Genomic DNA, 16,596 nt, shown 5'->3' with positions numbered 1-16,596 from the left:
CACTCATCAAGTCGACGCCATCAACTGCGCCCCACTGAACCCGTGACCGGCAGATTGCCCAGCAATTTGAGTCCGGTACTTTTCACGAAAGCGTCATAGTCCATCGGTCTCTCGATACGGGTTTGCGCGTTGGGGAGTACGTAAGCCCAGGCCCGCTTGGACGATGCGTCATACACCAGCTTGAACAGGCGCGTCGGCACCCAGACCTTGTTGTCGCCAATCGTCGCGTGGCCAGCGTCGAAAAGCGGTCCGGTGAAGACAAAGACATTGCCGTCGGCCCGCTTGGCAAACTTCCTGACATCGGACTCGACCTTGCTCCAGATCTTGCGGTTATTGGTCGGGTCTTGCGGAACCATGTTCGACAGCGCGAAGGACTGGGCCATTGCATTGGGGCTCGGCGCATCGGCGGCCGGGGATTGATGACCGCGGTCCACGGCCGGATGCTGGCTGCGGTAATCGCTCAATTCTGCCCGCCCACCCTTGGGGATACGAGGGTCCGGGTAGAACTGGTTGGTGCGTTCCTCCCCTTTTGCATCCTGTAGCTGCGCGGCATTAAGACGCTCTACGACCACCAGCGGCGTCTTGCTGGTTTGCGAGTACAGCACCGCGAAATTGTCGGAACACAGGGCCAGGGGGTTCATGGTGGAAGGCACGGTGGCCAGGTTGATCGGTCTGGAGGCCGGGAACAGATCCGCGCAGCCATCGAACGACGGTTGCTTCTGTTTGTTTGAATAGAGGTCCAGTGCCGCGCTCTGGCTGATCGAACCGGAGCGGGACTGCTGTTCCTGATGCTGGGCAGGCGGCTTGATGAGGTCCAGCAGACTGCGGGCTTCTGCCCCGGTCGAGAGCAAAACAAGGGCTGACAGCCCAACTGCAATTTTGCGTAGGTGCATGCTTTAGATTCTTCGAATGGAATGGCGGGAAAGCGTGAGGCGAGTGCCGTATCACGAAACCGGGTGGAGAATGTTGCGGTTACATGGCGGCGAGCATGCTTTCACTGTCCTTGATCAAAATACCGATACGAACCCGATCGGCTACGAGCGGCATGACCACTGAAGGGTCGTGCGGGATTTATTGACCGTCACAACTCACATTAGTGCTGAACGGCGCTCGCATTCTACGCGCACGTCGAAGAAGCGATCGACAGAGAACGGCCGTGGATTCATAAAAGACCGCAGCCTGCGGCCGTTCCTGCAGGCTGCGATAGTTGAAGGCGGCACCTGTTCACGCCGTTGGACATGCTCAGGCTGCGGCAAGCCCTCCATCGATCAGGTAGATCGCCGCAGAAAACGTCACGATCGACAGCACGGTACTGACCAGAATGGAGGTCGCGGCTTCACTCTGATAGGCGCCGGTCTGGTTCGCGAACATGGCCGGGATGGTCGCCGATGGAAGCGCGCACAGCAGGATCATCTGTTGTGCGTAAAGCCCGTGGGTGCCCAGTACGACAGTGGCGGCGAACATCAGTACCGGGTGGATGAACAGCTTGAGCCCGAGGTTGCCCCACACTTCGCCGGACATTTTCAGTTTCTCCGACGACATGATCAAACCCAGGCACAGCAGCGATACGCCAGGCGTCGCCTTGCCCAGAAGCGTGAGGGACTCCGCGGCAATTGGCGGCATCTTGATCTGCAGCAGCGAGATCAGAATGCCCAGGGCCGGTGCCCACATCAGCGGACGGCGCACCGCCCCCGACAGGCTCGACACGAACGCCTGGGAACCACTGCCCTTTCCATCGGCAATGGTGAGCAGCATGGTCGTCAGCGGGATCATCACCAGGCTCGCGACCAGGTTCAGCACGAGCACCGAATAAATGCTGCCGGCGCCGTACATCGTCGCGAGGATGGGGATGCCCATGAAAGCTGCGTCCGGGTAACCGTTGACGAAGCCCTTGAGCGTTGCAACCTTGAGATTGCGAGTGGTGAACCAGCCGATCGCCAGCGCAATCGTGTACATGCCCATGATGCCGATGAACGTGGCCGCGACGAACTTGAAGTCGAGGAGCTGTTCGCGCGGCGTGCTCGCCATCCCGACAAAAAGCAGCGCCGGGAATATCCAGCCCAGTACCAGCCGGCTGATCAGCAAGCTGTCCGAATGGGTCAGTCGTCCGCGCTTGCCGGCGATATAGCCCAACGCGATCACAAAGGCGACGGGCAGAATGGGCCCTACGATCCTGTCTAACATGTCCGCAATCCTCGTATTTATTTTTATCAAGAATGTCGCCATCACCCGGTAATGACCGGGCGGCTTGGGTGGTCAGGGTTTGAAGCGGTAGTCGCGGATGACGTCCTGGTCCGGCTCGATGCCGAGCCCCGGCCCTTGCGGTACGTCGATGCGGCCGTTACGCGGAATGATGGCGTCGCCATAGAGCTGCGCTTCAAGATCGAAGTAACGCCATTCGACCAGTGATTTCGCACCACCCAGGGCCGCACTGCCATGCACGGCGGCCAGCAGTCCGGGGCCGTCATAAAAGGCGTGGACCATCACGGTGACGCCGTGGGCGTTAGCCAGCGCATAGACTTTTTGCAGTTCGGTGATGCCGCCCATTTTGGCCGGGCTGGGCTGAACGAAGTCGACCGCGCCGGCTTCAAGCAGGTGCTGGAAGTCCATCAGCGTCGATGCATTTTCGCCGGCTGCAACCGGGATGCCGCCTTGCTGGCGCACCGTCGCCAGCCCCGAATAGTTTTCCGGCGGCCACACCGGCTCTTCGATCCAGCGCAGATTCAACGGGCGAAGTTTCTCGGTCATGTCGAGCGCTTCGCGCACCGTCCAGGGGGCGTTGACGTCGAGGGTGATTTCCACCCCGGGGCCAGCGGCTTCGCACGCGGCGCGAATGACCTCGACATCCACCTCGTGCAACTTGAGGTGGCGGAAACCGCTGTTGACCGCGCGCTGTACGTTGATGCGGATGAGTTCGGGGTCGGCATAGCGGATCAGGCTTGCATAGGCCGCCAGCGAAGTGGCTTCACTGCCGCCAAGCAGTTGGTAGATCGGTCTGCCGGCCGCTTTGCCCGCGATATCCCACAGCGCGATGTCAATCGCCGAGAGCCCATAGATGAAGGCACCGCTGCGACCGAAGACGTGAAATTTCTTCTGCAGATCGCCCTGCAACTTCTCCCGCCGAGTGGCATCACTGCCGATCAGTTCGGGCGCAAGGATAGTGTCGATCACGACTTTGACAGCGGGTATCGCGGTAAAACCGAAGGTTTCACCCCAGCCAACGATGCCGTCATCGGTGGTGATCTTGACCACGAGGGAATCGACCATCTGAAGGTCTTTCGGCCCCCAAACCCCGCCGGCCGACCGCCCTCCTGTAGTAAAGGGGATTCGCAGCGGAATGGTTTCAATACTGGCAATTTTCATAGACGGTGCCTCAAGCAGGTTGCAACGGTGGCGCGGTGTTTTTGGATTTCGCCCGTGCCAGGTTGAGGACAACGTACAAGACATCCTGTTGTCCTTCAACTGAACAACCGCTATCTGTTGATGACTCCAGATCAAATAAATATTTAAACTATTGTTTTTATTGATTTTTTAGACTTATGTCGATTATGAAATTCAGTTTCAACTGTCAGGAACAAGTCTTCTGATGTAGATTAAGTAGACAAGTGAGAGGAATGAATCCGCATGAGTGAAATGAATGTGCAACCCGTGGCGCGGCGCCCTCATCTGGCTGAGCACATCGCCCGCTCGTTGAGTGACGAGATTGCCTCCGGCCGACTGCGGCCAGGCGACCGCCTTCCGACCGAACAGTTTCTCTCGCAAAACTTCGGCGTCAGCAGGAATGTGGTGCGCGAAGGCATCGCCACGCTTCGAGCCCAGGGGCTGATCCAGTCGCGCCAGGGCGTGGGCGTATTCGTCTCGGCTGCCGCCCAGTCACCGGAGCCTTTGGCACCGCGTGAAAGCACGCCGTTGCTGGACGGTGACAATACGATGCGCAACATGTTCGAAGTGCGGGCGGTACTGGAAAGCCAGGCCGCTGCACTGGCGGCATCGAATATGACGCCCCGCACGCTGAAAACGATTCAGGCGGCGGTGCTGCGAATGCAGTACGAAGGGGAACCGACTCTGGACACGGTCAACGCTGACCTCGACTTCCATCGGGCGGTGGCTGCCGCGTCAGGCAACGACTACCTCGAGACAATGATCCGCACGGTGCTCGAACCGATGCGCGCGCTGATCTCCATGACCTTTGCACGGCGGGGTCCGGTGTTCAGCAATATTCCCCATGCAGCGCGCGGCGAGCATGAAGACCTCGTGCAGGCATTCGTCAACCGGGATGCGGAAGCGGCGCGTCGGATCATGGGCCAGCACATTGTCAGTGCCGCATCGCGATTCGGCTACGAGATCAAGTTCTTCTGAGGCCGCCAGTTGTCTCATTGTTCTACAACAAGCCAGGTGACTGCGACGCAGTCGCGCCGGGGGACAGGCACCAGGGATCTGTCCCCAGCCCCCATCAAGGCACCAGCAGTGCTTCATGGATCTCGATGGAAGGCACAGCACCGTCCGCACGCCGCCTATCAAGCCAGCACCTGGTTTTGCCGACATCAAAAATCTGGCCCTGCTCCATCAGCGTCAGGATGAGCTCATCGGACACGCGATAGCGGCCGCACTCCGGGCAATCTCTCTCTTCCCAGGGGCCGTGACACTGAATTCGCTGTGCGACGCCGGCACAAATAAGACAACTCATCACGATCACCTTTTTATAGTAGTGCCCGATCGGTCATGGCCCTCACGCTGGAGCGCACTGATCTGGCAGGTGATGGGTCGACCGAAGAAAGGTGGGTAAAGTTCGTGGCCTTGTCGCTTACAGTGCGGACAGGTCGCATTCGTTGATCCGCTCAACGCCCGCGAACTTTTAAGGCAATACCCATGGCATCAATTCAGGTCCATCAGGCGCGCTCGCACGAGCGCGCAGATGTCATGGAAACGGAACGACCGGCGCGTGGCTTAAAGACATTCCTGCGCGGCGCGTTCGAGTGGGGAAGGACCGAAAGTCGAAGCCAGCAGCGCACGCTCGTACAAAAATACCTTGCCGCCATTCGATGCCTTGTCCTTGTAGGCCTCGAGTACATCGTCCGCGGCGACTTTGCTGGACACGACGATCCGGTAGCTGCGCTGGGTCTCCGATACGGTGGCTTGCAGCGAGTCGCTCTGCAGTTTCGGTAATACGCAGTGTGCGTAATCCGCAGGAGCTTTCCTGGTCTGCAACGTCAGCGTCGGGGCGTTCGGGGCCGAGGCACAGCCCGACAACAGCAAGCATGCGACGAGCGCTTGACGGGTCAACATTTTCATCGCGCAAATTCCTGGGAAGCTTTTGGATGTGCACGATTTTCCTTGTTTTTGGCAAACAACAAAACTTGAGATCGGTGATGGTCATTATTACCTGAACGAATAGTCACCCGCAGTGGCCAGGCTCAGTCAGGCTTTTCGACTTTCGTCGAGGGCTCCGCGGCACGACTGCCCTTGAACGCATCACGCCGCGCCTGTCGCTCCAGGGCATAAGCGGCACTCGGCTCACTGATCAGTTCTTCACGGCGCAACAGCTGGCCACAATGTTCGCAAAGCGGCCCGAGCCCGGCGGGTTGCCCGCAGGTCTGGTGGGTGTATCGGACCGCCAGGCCCTCCTCTTGCGATTTGCACCAGGTTTCCCCCCAGGCACGCAAGGCAAGAATCACGGAGTAAAAGGCCTGCCCCTTTTCAGTGAGGTGGTACTCATGACGCAGCGGTCGTTCGCTGTAGGCCTGACGTTCGACCAGCCCGTCGGCTTCCAGGCTTTTCAGGCGTGCGGCGACCATCTGGGGAGTGCCGCCTGTCTGCGCCTGGATCTCATCGAAGCGATGACTGCGCATGAACAATTCCCTGAGCACCAGCACGGTCCAGCGATCTCCGACGACCGATTCGGCCCGGGAAATCGGGCACAGGGTTTCAGGACTACTCTTTTTTATCGCCATACGGTCTTGCCTCTTTCACACTTACTATGATTATCATATCTACAACATGCCGAGGCAAGCCCGTGGCACGGATCAACCCTTCCCTGGAGAATTTGTCATGTCGAACGCTGCCTACCCGCTTGGCCGGACCGCTTACCTGCTGGTCGACCCCTACAACGATTTTCTGTCCGAGGGCGGCAAAGTCTTCCCGTTGATCAAGCCGATCGCCGAGCAAGTCGGCCTGCTCGACAACCTGCGCGCCCTCGATCGTACCGTCCGTTCCCTCGACATTCCGGTGGTCATCGTACCGCACCGGCGCTGGGAAAAAGGCGACTACGAAAACTGGGATCACCCGAGCCCCTCCCAGTGCAAGATCCAGCACATGCACCACTTCGCACGCGGCGAATGGGGCGGTGAATGGCACCCGGATTTCGCGCCAAAGGACGGTGACATCGTTGTTTCCGAACACTGGGGATCGAGCGGTTTCGCCAACACCGACCTCGATTTCCGCTTGAAGCAAATGGGTGTCACCCACGTGATCATCGTCGGCCTGCTGGCCAATACCTGCATTGAGGCCACCGCCCGTTACGCTCAGGAACTCGGCTACCACGTCACCCTGGTGCGAGATGCCACTGCGGCATTCAAGCCGGAAATGATGCACGCCGCCCATGAACTCAACGGCCCGACGTTCGCCCACGCCATCGTGACGACGGGCGAACTCATCGCCACGCTGGCGCAGTAAGGTGCACAAGATGAAACTGACCGGAAACCTGCTGATCGGCGCCCATGAAATCCCTGCCACCGAAGGGACCATGAAGGCGCTGAACCCCGCGACCAACCAGCTCATCGAGCCGAATTTCGCCCTCGGCGGCGTCGAGCAGGTCGACAGGGCCGCAACCCTCGCCGACGAGGCGTTTGACGCCTACAGCCATACTTCGCTTGCCGAGCGTTCGGCCTTCCTCGAACGCATCGCCGACAATCTCGACGCGGCCAGCAAAGAGCTGGCGGCACGGGCAGCGCTGGAGACCGGTTTGCCCGAGGCGCAACTGCAGGGTGAAGTCGCAAGAGCCGCCACCCAGTTCCGCCAGTTCGCCGAAGTCGTGCGCAAAGGCCGCTTCCTGCAAGTGGCCATCGACCCGGCGCAACCTGATCGCCAACCCCGTCCGCGCATGGACCATCGGCTGCAGAAAATCGCCATCGGCCCGGTGGCGATTTTTGGCGCGAGCAACTTCCCCATCAGCTACTCGGTGGCCGGTGGCGACACCGCTTCGGCATTGGCCTCTGGCGCAACAGTCATCGTCAAGGCCCACAACGCCCACCCGGGCGCCTCGGAAATTCAGGCCAGGGCCATCCGCCAGGCGGTGCAGGACTGCGGACTGCCTGAGGGTGTGTTCTCCATGGTGCGCGGCAGTGGCAACGCGATTGGCGAAGCCCTGGTCGACCATCCGTTGATCAAGGCGGTGACCTTCACCGGCTCGGAACAAGGTGGCATGGCGCTGTACCGTCGTGCGCAACAGCGCCCGGAACCGATTCCGGTGTTTACCGAGATGACCAGCGTCAACCCCACATTCATCCTGCCCCACGCGCTGGCAGGGCGTGGTTCGCAGATCGGAGATGGTTTCGCCGAACGCATGCTGGTCAATGTCGGTCAGGCCTGCCTCAAACCGGCGATCCTGATCGCCATCGAAGGCAGCGGATTTGACGCGTTGCGCGCCGCGATGGCCCAGCGCGTGGCCCAGGCAGCTGCGCGTCCGATGCTGACGCCGGGCATTCATGGGTCTTACATCCACGGCCTAGACGACCTGCAACGCGCCGGCGCCCGGCTGGTGGTCGAGGGGGCACCCGCCCATGGGGATCTGGATGGCCACTCTGCGTTGCTGGAAGTCGATGGCGCGTATTTTCTCAGCGAGACGGCGCTGGCGCACGAAGTGTTCGGGCCGGCGGCATTGTTGGTGAAGGTCAGGGACGCGGCGCAAATGCTCGCCGTCGCCCGCTCGCTTCGCGGTCAGCTCAGCGCGGCCATGCACCTTGAGCAAACGGACATCGAACTGGCCCGGCGCTTGCTGCCGATACTGGAGCGTCGCACCGGTCGCATTGTCGTCAATGCGTTTGCCCACCCACAGGAGGTGTCCTTCGCCACCATCCACGGGGGGCCGTTTCCGGCATCGTCGGACAGCCGCTTCACCTCGGTGGGCATGACGTCGATTGAGCGGTTCCTGCGTCCGGTGTCGTATCAGGGCTTTCCCGATGCACTGCTACCGGAGGCACTGCGAGACATCAACGCCCATGCAGTGCCACGCAGCGTGGACGGTCAGTAGGCGTCAAAGAAGGCCCGGCATTCAGGCGGTTGCCGGGTCTTTTTCCATGGCATGCACCTGGTTCCGGCCATTGCGCTTGGCCTGGTACAACGCGTCATCAGCACGGGTCAGCAAGCTTTCCAGGTTGTCGCCGGGTTCAGTGAAGGCGACACCAAAGGACGCGGTGACCGTGTCCAGCACGGTGTCGGTACCCCGCGCCTTGATCCGCAGCGACTGGACTTTCAACCGAAGTTGTTCGGCGAAGGCGTTGGCCACGGCGAGATCGGCGCATTGTTCGAGCACCACACAAAATTCCTCGCCGCCGTAGCGCGCCGCGAAAGCGTTGGCTGGCAGTGCGTCGCGCAGTACCTGCCCCACATGCTGAAGCACCCGATCGCCCAGCGGATGACCGTACTGATCGTTGAACTGCTTGAAATGATCGATATCCAGCATGACCAGCGCCACGTTTTGCGACGCTTTGACCAGCGCCTGCTCCAGCTGGCGGGTGAACGCAGACCGATTGAGCAGCTCGGTCAGGCCATCCAGCGTGGCGGCCCGTTGCGCACGCTCGAGCTTGTCCCGCAGGGTTTTGATTTCGCTTTGCGCTGATTGCAACTGGGCAAGGAAGTGTTCCTGCTGGCTCTGCATCAGCCGGGTGCTCTGCTGCAGCTCGCTCAAGATGTCCGGCAGACGAGCGCTGACCGGCTCATCGAGCATCTCCATGCACTGGCCGAGACGGCTCTGAAAAGTCAGATTGCCCTTTACGCTGCGCGAGACATCCCGCTCCATGCCATCCACCAGACTGATGACCTGATGCTGGTCCGCGCGGACATCGTCCAGTTCGTCACGGATGATGTGCTCGCGAAACAGTTTGGTGGCGGATTCTGGCGGAAAGTAGTCGAAGTCTCTGAGCACCCGGTCCAGGTGACGATTGAGCTCCGGGTCCTGGCCCTTGCTGTAGGTGTACCAGAGCGCGTAATGCACAGGATTGGGCGCAATGTTGTGGCGGACCATCAGGGGCACGGCTCGCTTGAGCAAAGCCGCCGCCTCGCGGGTGTCCTCCGGATACAGCGCTAAAACATTCGCACGCGATTCTGATTGGCTCATGGCATCACTGTGGTTATTTGTCTTGGGCATTCGCAGCGTGCGGTGGAGCATACCGTTACGCCCGACAAACGGCTATCCATAACTAGCGGTTTTGCGGCCGTCGATAGGGTTCCATGAACCCGCAACCAAGGATTTCGTTCAGGCGCCGGGTATCGCTCATTCGGCGAAACAACCCGGGCGTCCGCCACGGCGCGTGACCGTCAATGTTCGGCGCGCCCAACCCGGCCAGCACGTCGTCGATCAGAACGGAGCGTGTTTCGAACGAAATACGCGTCAATCCGGTGCTGTTGCCGACGCCGGCATGGGCATGCGCCCCGGAAAAAGCAATCAGGCTCCCCGGGGCGATATCCACGGCCACCCCCTGCTGCGGGTCGATGGCTTCCAGCAGATGCGGGATGGCCTCGTCGGCATCCACCGCATTACGACCGTCGCGATGGGAGCGCTCAAGGATCGCGCGCATATCGAAATCCGCACTGCAATTGCGCAGCGCTTGCTGCCACAGGTGCGGATACAAGGCAAAGGTCCGCCCCGTCGTGATCGGATAGATCGGCGCCCACCAGTTGGTTTGCGCATAGAGATTCGAGCCCCAGGTATCGCGGTGGAAGGCGATGGTGGCGGTGGTGCGGGCGCGCGGCATCGATTGCCGGGGTTCTCGGTGAGGTTGAAAACGCAGGTGCAGGCGGTCACAGGCCAGGGCATCGGCGGCCAGGCCCAGGCTTTCCACCACGGCCCGCCAATGCTCGCGAACCTCTTTAGAGCGGGCAAAGGCGTTCTGGCATTGGGCAAAACGCAGCGTTTGTTCATCATGGCTCAGATAACGGTGAATCTCTGGCGGCGCCCAGGGATGCAGCGCGTCTTCCAGCCATACACGGGTCAATGCCACCAGTGCCGTCATGGCGGGCAACTCGGCTATACGAATGATGTCGCCGGCATAGATCCGATCGTGAAACTGCCGAGCGCTGCCCGGTATTTGCAGTGAGCTGTACATGACCTGATCTCCCGTAACGTAGCGCTCTTGACTGTAGAGGCCAGCCGATTGCGCCGGGAAGCATCAGGCGTGGCGGAAAAAGGCGGATCAGCTCAAGGTCAACCGGCGCGCCAATGCCTGCCGGGCGAAACGAAAAAAGCCCTGCACGCGTGAACCTGCAGGGCTTTCTGGTCGGGCTGACCTTCTCATTCATCCGGCCTGACCGGCCGGTTATTCATTTGCTCAACAACACTTCGGTCCAGCCTTGCTGCCGTAACGGGCTTCCTGGCGTTCGCGGAAGAACGCCTCGTAGTCCATCACCGGTTGGTCCGGGTGCTTGCGTTGCATGTGCTCGACGTAGTTGTCGTAGTCGGGCATGCCGACCATCAGGCGCGCGGCCTGCCCGAGGTATTTACCGAGGCGACTCAGGTCATTGAACATGGTGCAATCCTCGCTTACGCCTCCGGCAGTGCCTGGAATGGCGCTTCTTTATCCGTACGCTCCTTGGTGCCCCAGGCCGCGACACCGACCTTGAGCGCAAAGAACAGGATGCTGAACACCACGAACAGGAACAGCGCGGTCAGTGTTGCGTTGGTGTAGGCGTTGAAGATCACGTGCTGCATCTGCGTGATGTCCTTGGCCGGAGCCAGCACCTGGCCGTTGGCCAGCGCATCGCTGTACTTCTTGGCCAGGGCCAGGAAGCCGATCGCCGGGTTGGCGTCGAACAGTTTGATGAAGCCGGCGGTGGTGGTGCAGATCAGCAACCACACGGCAGGCAACAAGGTCACCCAGACGTAACGCTGGCGTTTCATCTTGATCAGCACGACGGTGCCGAGCATCAGCGCGATACCGGCCAGCATCTGGTTGGAGATGCCGAACAGCGGCCACAGGGTATTGATGCCACCCAGCGGATCGATCACGCCTTGATACAGCAGGTAACCCCACATCGCCACGCAACCGGCGGTCGCGATCAGGTTGGCAGTCCAGGATTCCGTGCGGCGCAGCGCCGGCACGAAGGAACCGAGCAAGTCCTGGAGCATGAAGCGACCGGCACGGGTACCGGCGTCGACCGCGGTCAGGATGAACAGCGCCTCGAACAGGATCGCGAAGTGGTACCAGAACGCCATGGTGTTTTCACCCGGCAGCACGTGGTGCAGGATCTGCGCGATACCGACCGCCAGGGTCGGCGCACCACCGGCACGGGCCAGGATCGTCGTTTCACCGATGTCCCTGGCGACCGCTTGCAGGGCGTCCGGTGTAATGGTGAAGCCCCAGCTGCTGACGGTTTGCGCGACGCTCACGGCATCGGCGCCCACCACGGCGGCCGGACTGTTCATGGCGAAATACACGCCCGGATCGATCACCGAAGCCGCGACCATGGCCATGATGGCGACGAAGGATTCCATCAACATGCCACCATAACCGATGTAACGGGCATGGCCTTCGCTGGCGAGCAGTTTCGGTGTGGTGCCGGAAGCGATCAACGCGTGGAAACCGGACACCGCGCCACAGGCGATGGTGATGAACAGGAACGGGAACAGACCGCCCTTCCACACCGGGCCGGTGCCGTCGATGAATTGGGTCAGTGCCGGCATTTTCAGCTCGGGCATGGTCACCAGGATGCCGATGGCCAGGGCCACGATGGTGCCGATTTTCAGGAAGGTCGACAGGTAATCGCGCGGTGCCAGGATCAGCCACACCGGCAGCACCGCAGCGACGAAGCCGTAGCCGATCAGCATCCAGGTAATCTGGATGCCAGTGAAGGTAAAGGCTTTGGCCCACACCGGATCGGCGGCAATCTGCCCGCCCAGCCAGATCGAACCCAGCAACAGCACCACGCCGATCACCGAGATTTCACCGATGCGGCCCGGGCGGATGTAGCGCATGTAGATGCCCATGAACATCGCGATCGGGATGGTCGCCATCACCGTGAACATGCCCCACGGGCTGTCCGCCAGGGCCTTGACCACGATCAGCGCCAGCACCGCGAGGATGATGATCATGATCAGGAAGCAGCCGAACAGCGCGATGGTGCCGGGAATGCGGCCCATTTCTTCACGGACCATGTCGCCCAGGGAGCGGCCGTTGCGGCGGGTGGACATGAACAGGACCATGAAGTCCTGCACCGCACCGGCCAGCACCACGCCGGCGATCAGCCACAGCGTGCCGGGCAGGTAGCCCATTTGCGCCGCCAGCACCGGACCGACCAGCGGACCCGCACCGGCGATGGCCGCGAAGTGGTGACCGAAGAGCACGTGCTTGTTGGTCGGTACGTAGTCCAGACCATCGTTGTTGAGCACAGCGGGAGTGGCTCGATTGGGGTCGAGCTGCATCACTTTATTGGCGATGAACAGGCTGTAATAGCGATAAGCAACCAGATAGATAGCGACTGCTGCAACCACGATCCACAGGGCGTTGATCGCTTCGCCGCGGCGCAAGGCCACGACACTCAGCGCAATCGCTCCCAGGACGGCCACGGCAAACCAGGCAAGGTGTTTAGCCAGACGGGGCATAGAAGGTCTCCTGCCGACAGCCAGTGGACTGCGGCGGTAATTTTTATAATTGTGTCCGCAATGCGGAGCTGGCCAAATATCCCCGTAAGTCGTCCACAAATAAATCCGCGTTACTACGTACGCGTTTTCTACGTAGTTCTACGTAGACGACCCCCCATCACCTGTAGGAGCGAGCCTGCTCGCGATGTCCATCAGGGCAACGCGGGCATTCAGACAGCCCGCGTCATCGTTGACGACCATCGCGAGCAGGAGATCTGCATCGACCAGCGGACCTTTGGCTATCTCCTACAAGGTGCCTGTTTGGCATATGATCCCGAGCCTTCGCGGGGCCAGGAGTCAAGATGCAGCTCAAACACAAAATCGTCGCGCTCGGGATTCTGCCGCTGGTACTGGCCATCGCCGTCATCTGTGCGCTGGTGATTTCCCTCAATCGCCAATTGGGCGATCAACAGGCACAGCTGATCGAAGACAGCATTCTGGCGAGCAAGCGTGCCGAACTGAAAAACTACGTGGAAATGGCGCAGAGCCTGATCGCGCCGCTGTATGACGACGGCCACGGTGACGCGCGCGCCCAGCAACAAGTGCTCGAAGAACTGCGCAAGCTGAGCTTCGGCATCAACGGTTACTTCTTCGTTTATGACCACGAGGGCCGCAGCCTGATGCATGCGCGGCAATCGGACCTGGTGGGCCAATACCTGTGGGACATGAAAGACCCTCACGGTTTGCCGGTGATTCAGGCGCTGCTCAAAAGCGCGCAATCGGGCGAAGGCTTTCAACGCTACGCCTGGAACAAACCCTCCTCCGGCCAGGTGACCGACAAGCTCGCCTATGTAGTGATGCTCGACCGTTGGGGCTGGATGCTCGGCACCGGCATCTACCTTGAAGACGTGGAACGCGCTACCCAGCAGGCCCGCGCCGAAGTCGCCCAAGGCATTCGCAAGACGATGATGGCGATTGCCGTGGTCGCACTGGTGGCGGTGCTGTTCGTCTTCGCCACCGGCATGACCCTGAATGTCAGCGAGCATCGTCTGGCCGACAAAAAACTGCAGCGCCTGACCCAGCGCATTGTCAGCCTGCAGGAAGAAGAACGATCACGGGTTTCCCGCGAACTGCACGATGGCATCAGTCAGGTGCTGGTCTCGATCAAGTTTCAGTTCGAACTGGCCAGCCATGTTCTGGAGAACGGACAGGACAAAGGCCTGGGTATTCTGAGAGACGCCACCGAACGCCTGGGCCAAGCGATTGGCGAAGTGCGCAGCCTCTCCCACGACCTGCGCTCGTCCTTGCTCGACACCCTGGGCCTGCCGGCCGCCATCGGCCAACTGGCCGCCGAATTCGAGCAACGCAGCGGGCTGACGGTGACGTACAACGACAACGAGTTCGACTGCCAGTTGGTCGATGGCGCCGCCGTTTCGCTGTTTCGTATCGTGCAGGAAGGCCTGACCAACATCGAACGCCACGCTCAGGCCAAAAACGTCTCCATCACCTTGCACGGTTCGGAAGAAAACGTGCGCCTGACGGTGGTCGATGACGGTGTCGGTTTCAACGTCGCGCAGGTCGAGCGTCGTCACGCCGGCATTGGCTTGCGTAATATCCGCGAACGTGTCGAACATTTTGGCGGGCGTTTCGAGTTGATCTCGATGCCGGGAAGAAGCTCGCTGGATGTTCTGCTACCCATGAAACCCTCGGGCAGCCAACGCTGACCGCGCCCAAGAACACCAAGAGTGAATGCCTACGATGACCCTGCCCTCCCCGATCCGCGTCGCCCTGGTTGACGATCACTCCCTGGTCCGTGACGGGATCAAGGCACTGCTGGGCGTGATGGCTCCCCTGGAAGTGGTGGGTGAAGCCGAGACCGGCGCCGAGGCCATCGAGATGGTCGGGCGCTGTCAGCCGGACCTGTTGCTGGTCGATATCAGCCTGCGGGACATGAACGGCCTTGAACTGACCCGCGTCCTGCGCAGCCAGTACCCGGCGCTCAAGGTGCTGGTGCTGAGCATGTACGATAACTATGAGTACGTGAGTGAGTCGGTGCGTTCCGGTGCCAGCGGCTATGTGCTGAAAAACGCACCGTCACGGGAGATCATCGCCGCCATCGAGGCCATCACCAGCGGCGGCACCTTCTACAGCGCCGAAATCGCCCAGCGGCTCATCGCCGATAAAAACACCGACAATGAGCTGACCCCCCGTGAAAGCCAGGTGCTGTACAAAATGGCCCAGGGCCTGAACAACAAGGAAATGGCACGAGAGCTGGACATCAGCGTGCGCACGGTGGAAACCCATCGCCTGAGCATCCGCCGCAAGCTCAACATCGACAAACCCGCGGCACTGGTCAAATACGCGATCGATCACGGGATCATTTCGCGCTGAATTTCAGGCAAAAAAAAATCCCAGGCAGCTGATGGACGCCTGGGATTTAAAAATGCATAAACCGTGGTGGTGAACGCGGCGCGGATATTACGGAATATTTCTCCGTGTAACAAGATATTTTACTTAACCATTCAGTTACTAAAATTTCTAAGCCATTAAATATCCTGATAATTTTTATGGATAAGGTAGAAACCACCTTAACTATTCAAAACCGCACTCATGCAATCGGGATCTGTGGATCTGCTGCCGCCCATGCACTGGCGCGATCAGCGGCGGGCGGATAGATCCACACCGTGTTGATCTGGGTTTTAAGCGATTTGCCTTCCTGCCTGACCAGTTTGACCTGACGATCCCAACCCTCTGTGTAAACCGCCCCCCAGGCGCCGAGGTCCAGGCAAGTCACGTATTTCGGCTGGCTGTACGGCGTCGGTTGCACACCGAGGATTCAGTGCATGGCGCAATGATGACGGCGCAAAAACGCATGGAAGACGCCCTCGCCCAGCAGACCATTCTGGACATCGCCCGAAAGGTCGGTCGCAAGGCTCCGGCTGAGTTCAACGCGCAGGTGGACACCTGGATGAATGATCGTCGGGAAAGGAAAGGCACCGCCAGTGCCCAGACAGGTGACGATCAGCTCATCCAGGTCACTGAACTGTCCGATTGAACCCTACAGACAGTCGCGCACGCCCTTGCGCAGCGCGCCTGATTTGGCCCAGGGTGGCCCCTGATAAAGCGATACGCGGCTGCCATCCTTGTACTTCACGATGTCCAGCACTTCATCGGCAGTGACGATACTCGGCGCGGTAATCCTGTAGCCGTTGGAAATCGAGATCTGAGTGGTGTGGGATACCTCCTTCTGCCACTCGGGCAACACGCACGCCGCCAGTTCTTTTGGTGTTTTTTCACTGTACTTGCTGACGTTCGGTTCACCTGGGACCAGGGACGTCGGCAATGAACACCCCGCCAATAACGCCAATCCAACTCCGCCCATCAACATCCGGCTCTGCATAAAGCGCCCTTAATTCCTGAAAACGTGAAATGTAGCGTGTCGTCGCCCTGACATCCATTTCTCACGACGGCATTGGTGAGTCCGGCCACTCAGTGGCCGACCGTATTATCGCCGGGGCCGGGGTAGGAGCGTGTGTTGAGATAAGTCATCCACCGCTCATAGGCCTCGTGCTGCCATTGCGTGACCCGCTCCCATTCCGGCCCACTGAGCCGGTGCTCGGAAATGAGTTTCATCATTTCGCTGGTGGCCGCATCCAGCTCCACGATCAGCTCATGAGCGTGCGCCCGGAAGTCATCGGTCGTTGTCATTTGCATTGCCCCCGCCCAGGAAATCGATACTCCAATACGACAGCGGATTTACGGGTTCGCGCAATCTTCCCGACCAAAGGAAGCCGCACGGGATC

17 protein-coding genes and 2 pseudogenes are annotated in these 16,596 nt (G+C 60.2%); 6 read left to right on the top strand and 13 right to left on the bottom strand.

The features are described 5' to 3' along the window. Positions 1 to 20: 20 nt before the first annotated feature. The 3 genes from JQF37_RS01025 to JQF37_RS01015 form a co-directional block, all read right to left on the bottom strand. Positions 21 to 893 carry a DNA/RNA non-specific endonuclease gene (locus tag JQF37_RS01025; RefSeq protein ID WP_130205294.1) on the bottom strand — a complete coding sequence of 291 codons (873 nt, stop codon included), beginning with the start codon at positions 891 to 893 and terminating at the stop codon, positions 21 to 23. A 349-nt stretch (positions 894 to 1,242) separates the two neighbouring features. Beyond that, entirely contained in the window at positions 1,243 to 2,184 is a 942-nt protein-coding gene (locus JQF37_RS01020) for an AEC family transporter (RefSeq protein WP_130205296.1), read from the bottom strand. Positions 2,185 to 2,256: 72 nt separating this feature from the next. Further along, positions 2,257 to 3,267 carry a mandelate racemase/muconate lactonizing enzyme family protein gene (locus JQF37_RS01015; protein WP_204149439.1) on the bottom strand — a complete coding sequence of 337 codons (1,011 nt, stop codon included), beginning with the start codon at positions 3,265 to 3,267 and terminating at the stop codon, positions 2,257 to 2,259. Positions 3,268 to 3,624: 357 nt separating this feature from the next. Between JQF37_RS01015 and JQF37_RS01010 the strand changes: the two genes are divergently transcribed. Continuing rightward, positions 3,625 to 4,359, top strand: a complete 735-nt coding sequence (locus tag JQF37_RS01010; protein WP_130205300.1) for a FadR/GntR family transcriptional regulator — start codon at positions 3,625 to 3,627, stop codon at positions 4,357 to 4,359. Positions 4,360 to 4,453: 94 nt separating this feature from the next. Here the strand turns inward: JQF37_RS01010 and JQF37_RS01005 are convergent, their stop codons facing one another. The 3 genes from JQF37_RS01005 to JQF37_RS00995 all read right to left on the bottom strand — a co-directional run bounded on the left by JQF37_RS01005 (position 4,454) and on the right by JQF37_RS00995 (position 5,951). Next, positions 4,454 to 4,687 (bottom strand): hypothetical protein, encoded by a 234-nt coding sequence (locus tag JQF37_RS01005; RefSeq protein WP_130205302.1) that lies wholly within the window; start codon positions 4,685 to 4,687, stop codon positions 4,454 to 4,456. Positions 4,688 to 4,947: 260 nt separating this feature from the next. Continuing rightward, complete coding sequence (locus JQF37_RS01000) at positions 4,948 to 5,292, bottom strand: hypothetical protein (RefSeq protein WP_130205304.1); 345 nt, start codon at positions 5,290 to 5,292, stop codon at positions 4,948 to 4,950. 122 nt (positions 5,293 to 5,414) lie between these two features. After that, entirely contained in the window at positions 5,415 to 5,951 is a 537-nt protein-coding gene (locus tag JQF37_RS00995) for a helix-turn-helix domain-containing protein (protein WP_130205306.1), read from the bottom strand. Positions 5,952 to 6,048: 97 nt separating this feature from the next. On the opposite strand from JQF37_RS00995, the gene JQF37_RS00990 reads away from it, so the two are divergent. Together JQF37_RS00990 and JQF37_RS00985 are read left to right on the top strand one after the other, a co-directional pair. After that, entirely contained in the window at positions 6,049 to 6,672 is a 624-nt protein-coding gene (locus tag JQF37_RS00990; RefSeq protein WP_130205308.1) for an isochorismatase family cysteine hydrolase, read from the top strand. Positions 6,673 to 6,682: 10 nt separating this feature from the next. Next, positions 6,683 to 8,248: an aldehyde dehydrogenase (NADP(+)) gene (locus JQF37_RS00985; protein ID WP_130205310.1), complete on the top strand. Its 1,566-nt coding sequence runs from the start codon at positions 6,683 to 6,685 to the stop codon at positions 8,246 to 8,248. A 21-nt stretch (positions 8,249 to 8,269) separates the two neighbouring features. On the opposite strand, the gene JQF37_RS00980 is transcribed toward JQF37_RS00985, so the two are convergent. The 4 genes from JQF37_RS00980 to JQF37_RS00965 form a co-directional block, all read right to left on the bottom strand. Then, entirely contained in the window at positions 8,270 to 9,334 is a 1,065-nt protein-coding gene (locus JQF37_RS00980) for a GGDEF domain-containing protein (protein ID WP_204149438.1), read from the bottom strand. 82 nt (positions 9,335 to 9,416) lie between these two features. Next, positions 9,417 to 10,322 (bottom strand): hypothetical protein, encoded by a 906-nt coding sequence (locus tag JQF37_RS00975; RefSeq protein WP_130205314.1) that lies wholly within the window; start codon positions 10,320 to 10,322, stop codon positions 9,417 to 9,419. Positions 10,323 to 10,544: 222 nt separating this feature from the next. Beyond that, on the bottom strand, positions 10,545 to 10,742 hold the full coding sequence (locus JQF37_RS00970) for a YbdD/YjiX family protein (RefSeq protein ID WP_103404773.1): 198 nt from the start codon (positions 10,740 to 10,742) through the stop codon (positions 10,545 to 10,547). A gap of 14 nt (positions 10,743 to 10,756) precedes the next feature. Beyond that, positions 10,757 to 12,814: a carbon starvation CstA family protein gene (locus JQF37_RS00965; RefSeq protein ID WP_130205316.1), complete on the bottom strand. Its 2,058-nt coding sequence runs from the start codon at positions 12,812 to 12,814 to the stop codon at positions 10,757 to 10,759. Between the two features lie 341 nt (positions 12,815 to 13,155). Here JQF37_RS00965 and JQF37_RS00960 point away from each other — a divergent pair, with 341 nt between their 5' ends. Then, on the top strand, positions 13,156 to 14,517 hold the full coding sequence (locus JQF37_RS00960; RefSeq protein WP_130205318.1) for a cache domain-containing protein: 1,362 nt from the start codon (positions 13,156 to 13,158) through the stop codon (positions 14,515 to 14,517). Positions 14,518 to 14,551: 34 nt separating this feature from the next. Continuing rightward, the gene (locus JQF37_RS00955) at positions 14,552 to 15,184 is read left to right on the top strand and encodes a response regulator transcription factor (RefSeq protein ID WP_130205320.1); all 633 of its coding nucleotides are present in this window, start codon (positions 14,552 to 14,554) and stop codon (positions 15,182 to 15,184) included. 217 nt (positions 15,185 to 15,401) lie between these two features. Here the strand turns inward: JQF37_RS00955 and JQF37_RS00950 are convergent. Next, positions 15,402 to 15,629, bottom strand: a pseudogene (locus JQF37_RS00950) (NAD(P)/FAD-dependent oxidoreductase); the annotation flags it as partial. Here JQF37_RS00950 and JQF37_RS00945 point away from each other — a divergent pair. After that, positions 15,630 to 15,848, top strand: a pseudogene (locus tag JQF37_RS00945) (transcriptional regulator); the annotation flags it as partial. 3 nt (positions 15,849 to 15,851) lie between these two features. Here the strand turns inward: JQF37_RS00945 and JQF37_RS00940 are convergent. Together JQF37_RS00940 and JQF37_RS00935 are read right to left on the bottom strand one after the other, a co-directional pair. After that, positions 15,852 to 16,193: a hypothetical protein gene (locus JQF37_RS00940; RefSeq protein WP_130205322.1), complete on the bottom strand. Its 342-nt coding sequence runs from the start codon at positions 16,191 to 16,193 to the stop codon at positions 15,852 to 15,854. 89 nt (positions 16,194 to 16,282) lie between these two features. Then, complete coding sequence (locus tag JQF37_RS00935) at positions 16,283 to 16,501, bottom strand: hypothetical protein (protein ID WP_130205324.1); 219 nt, start codon at positions 16,499 to 16,501, stop codon at positions 16,283 to 16,285. Positions 16,502 to 16,596: the final 95 nt, after the last annotated feature.

This window comes from Pseudomonas sp. MIL9 (assembly GCF_016887925.1).
Classification (GTDB): Bacteria; Pseudomonadota; Gammaproteobacteria; order Pseudomonadales; family Pseudomonadaceae; genus Aquipseudomonas; species Aquipseudomonas mohnii.
The sequence above is the reverse complement of the archived record's forward strand: the minus strand, read 5'-3'. Positions and strand labels throughout refer to the sequence as shown.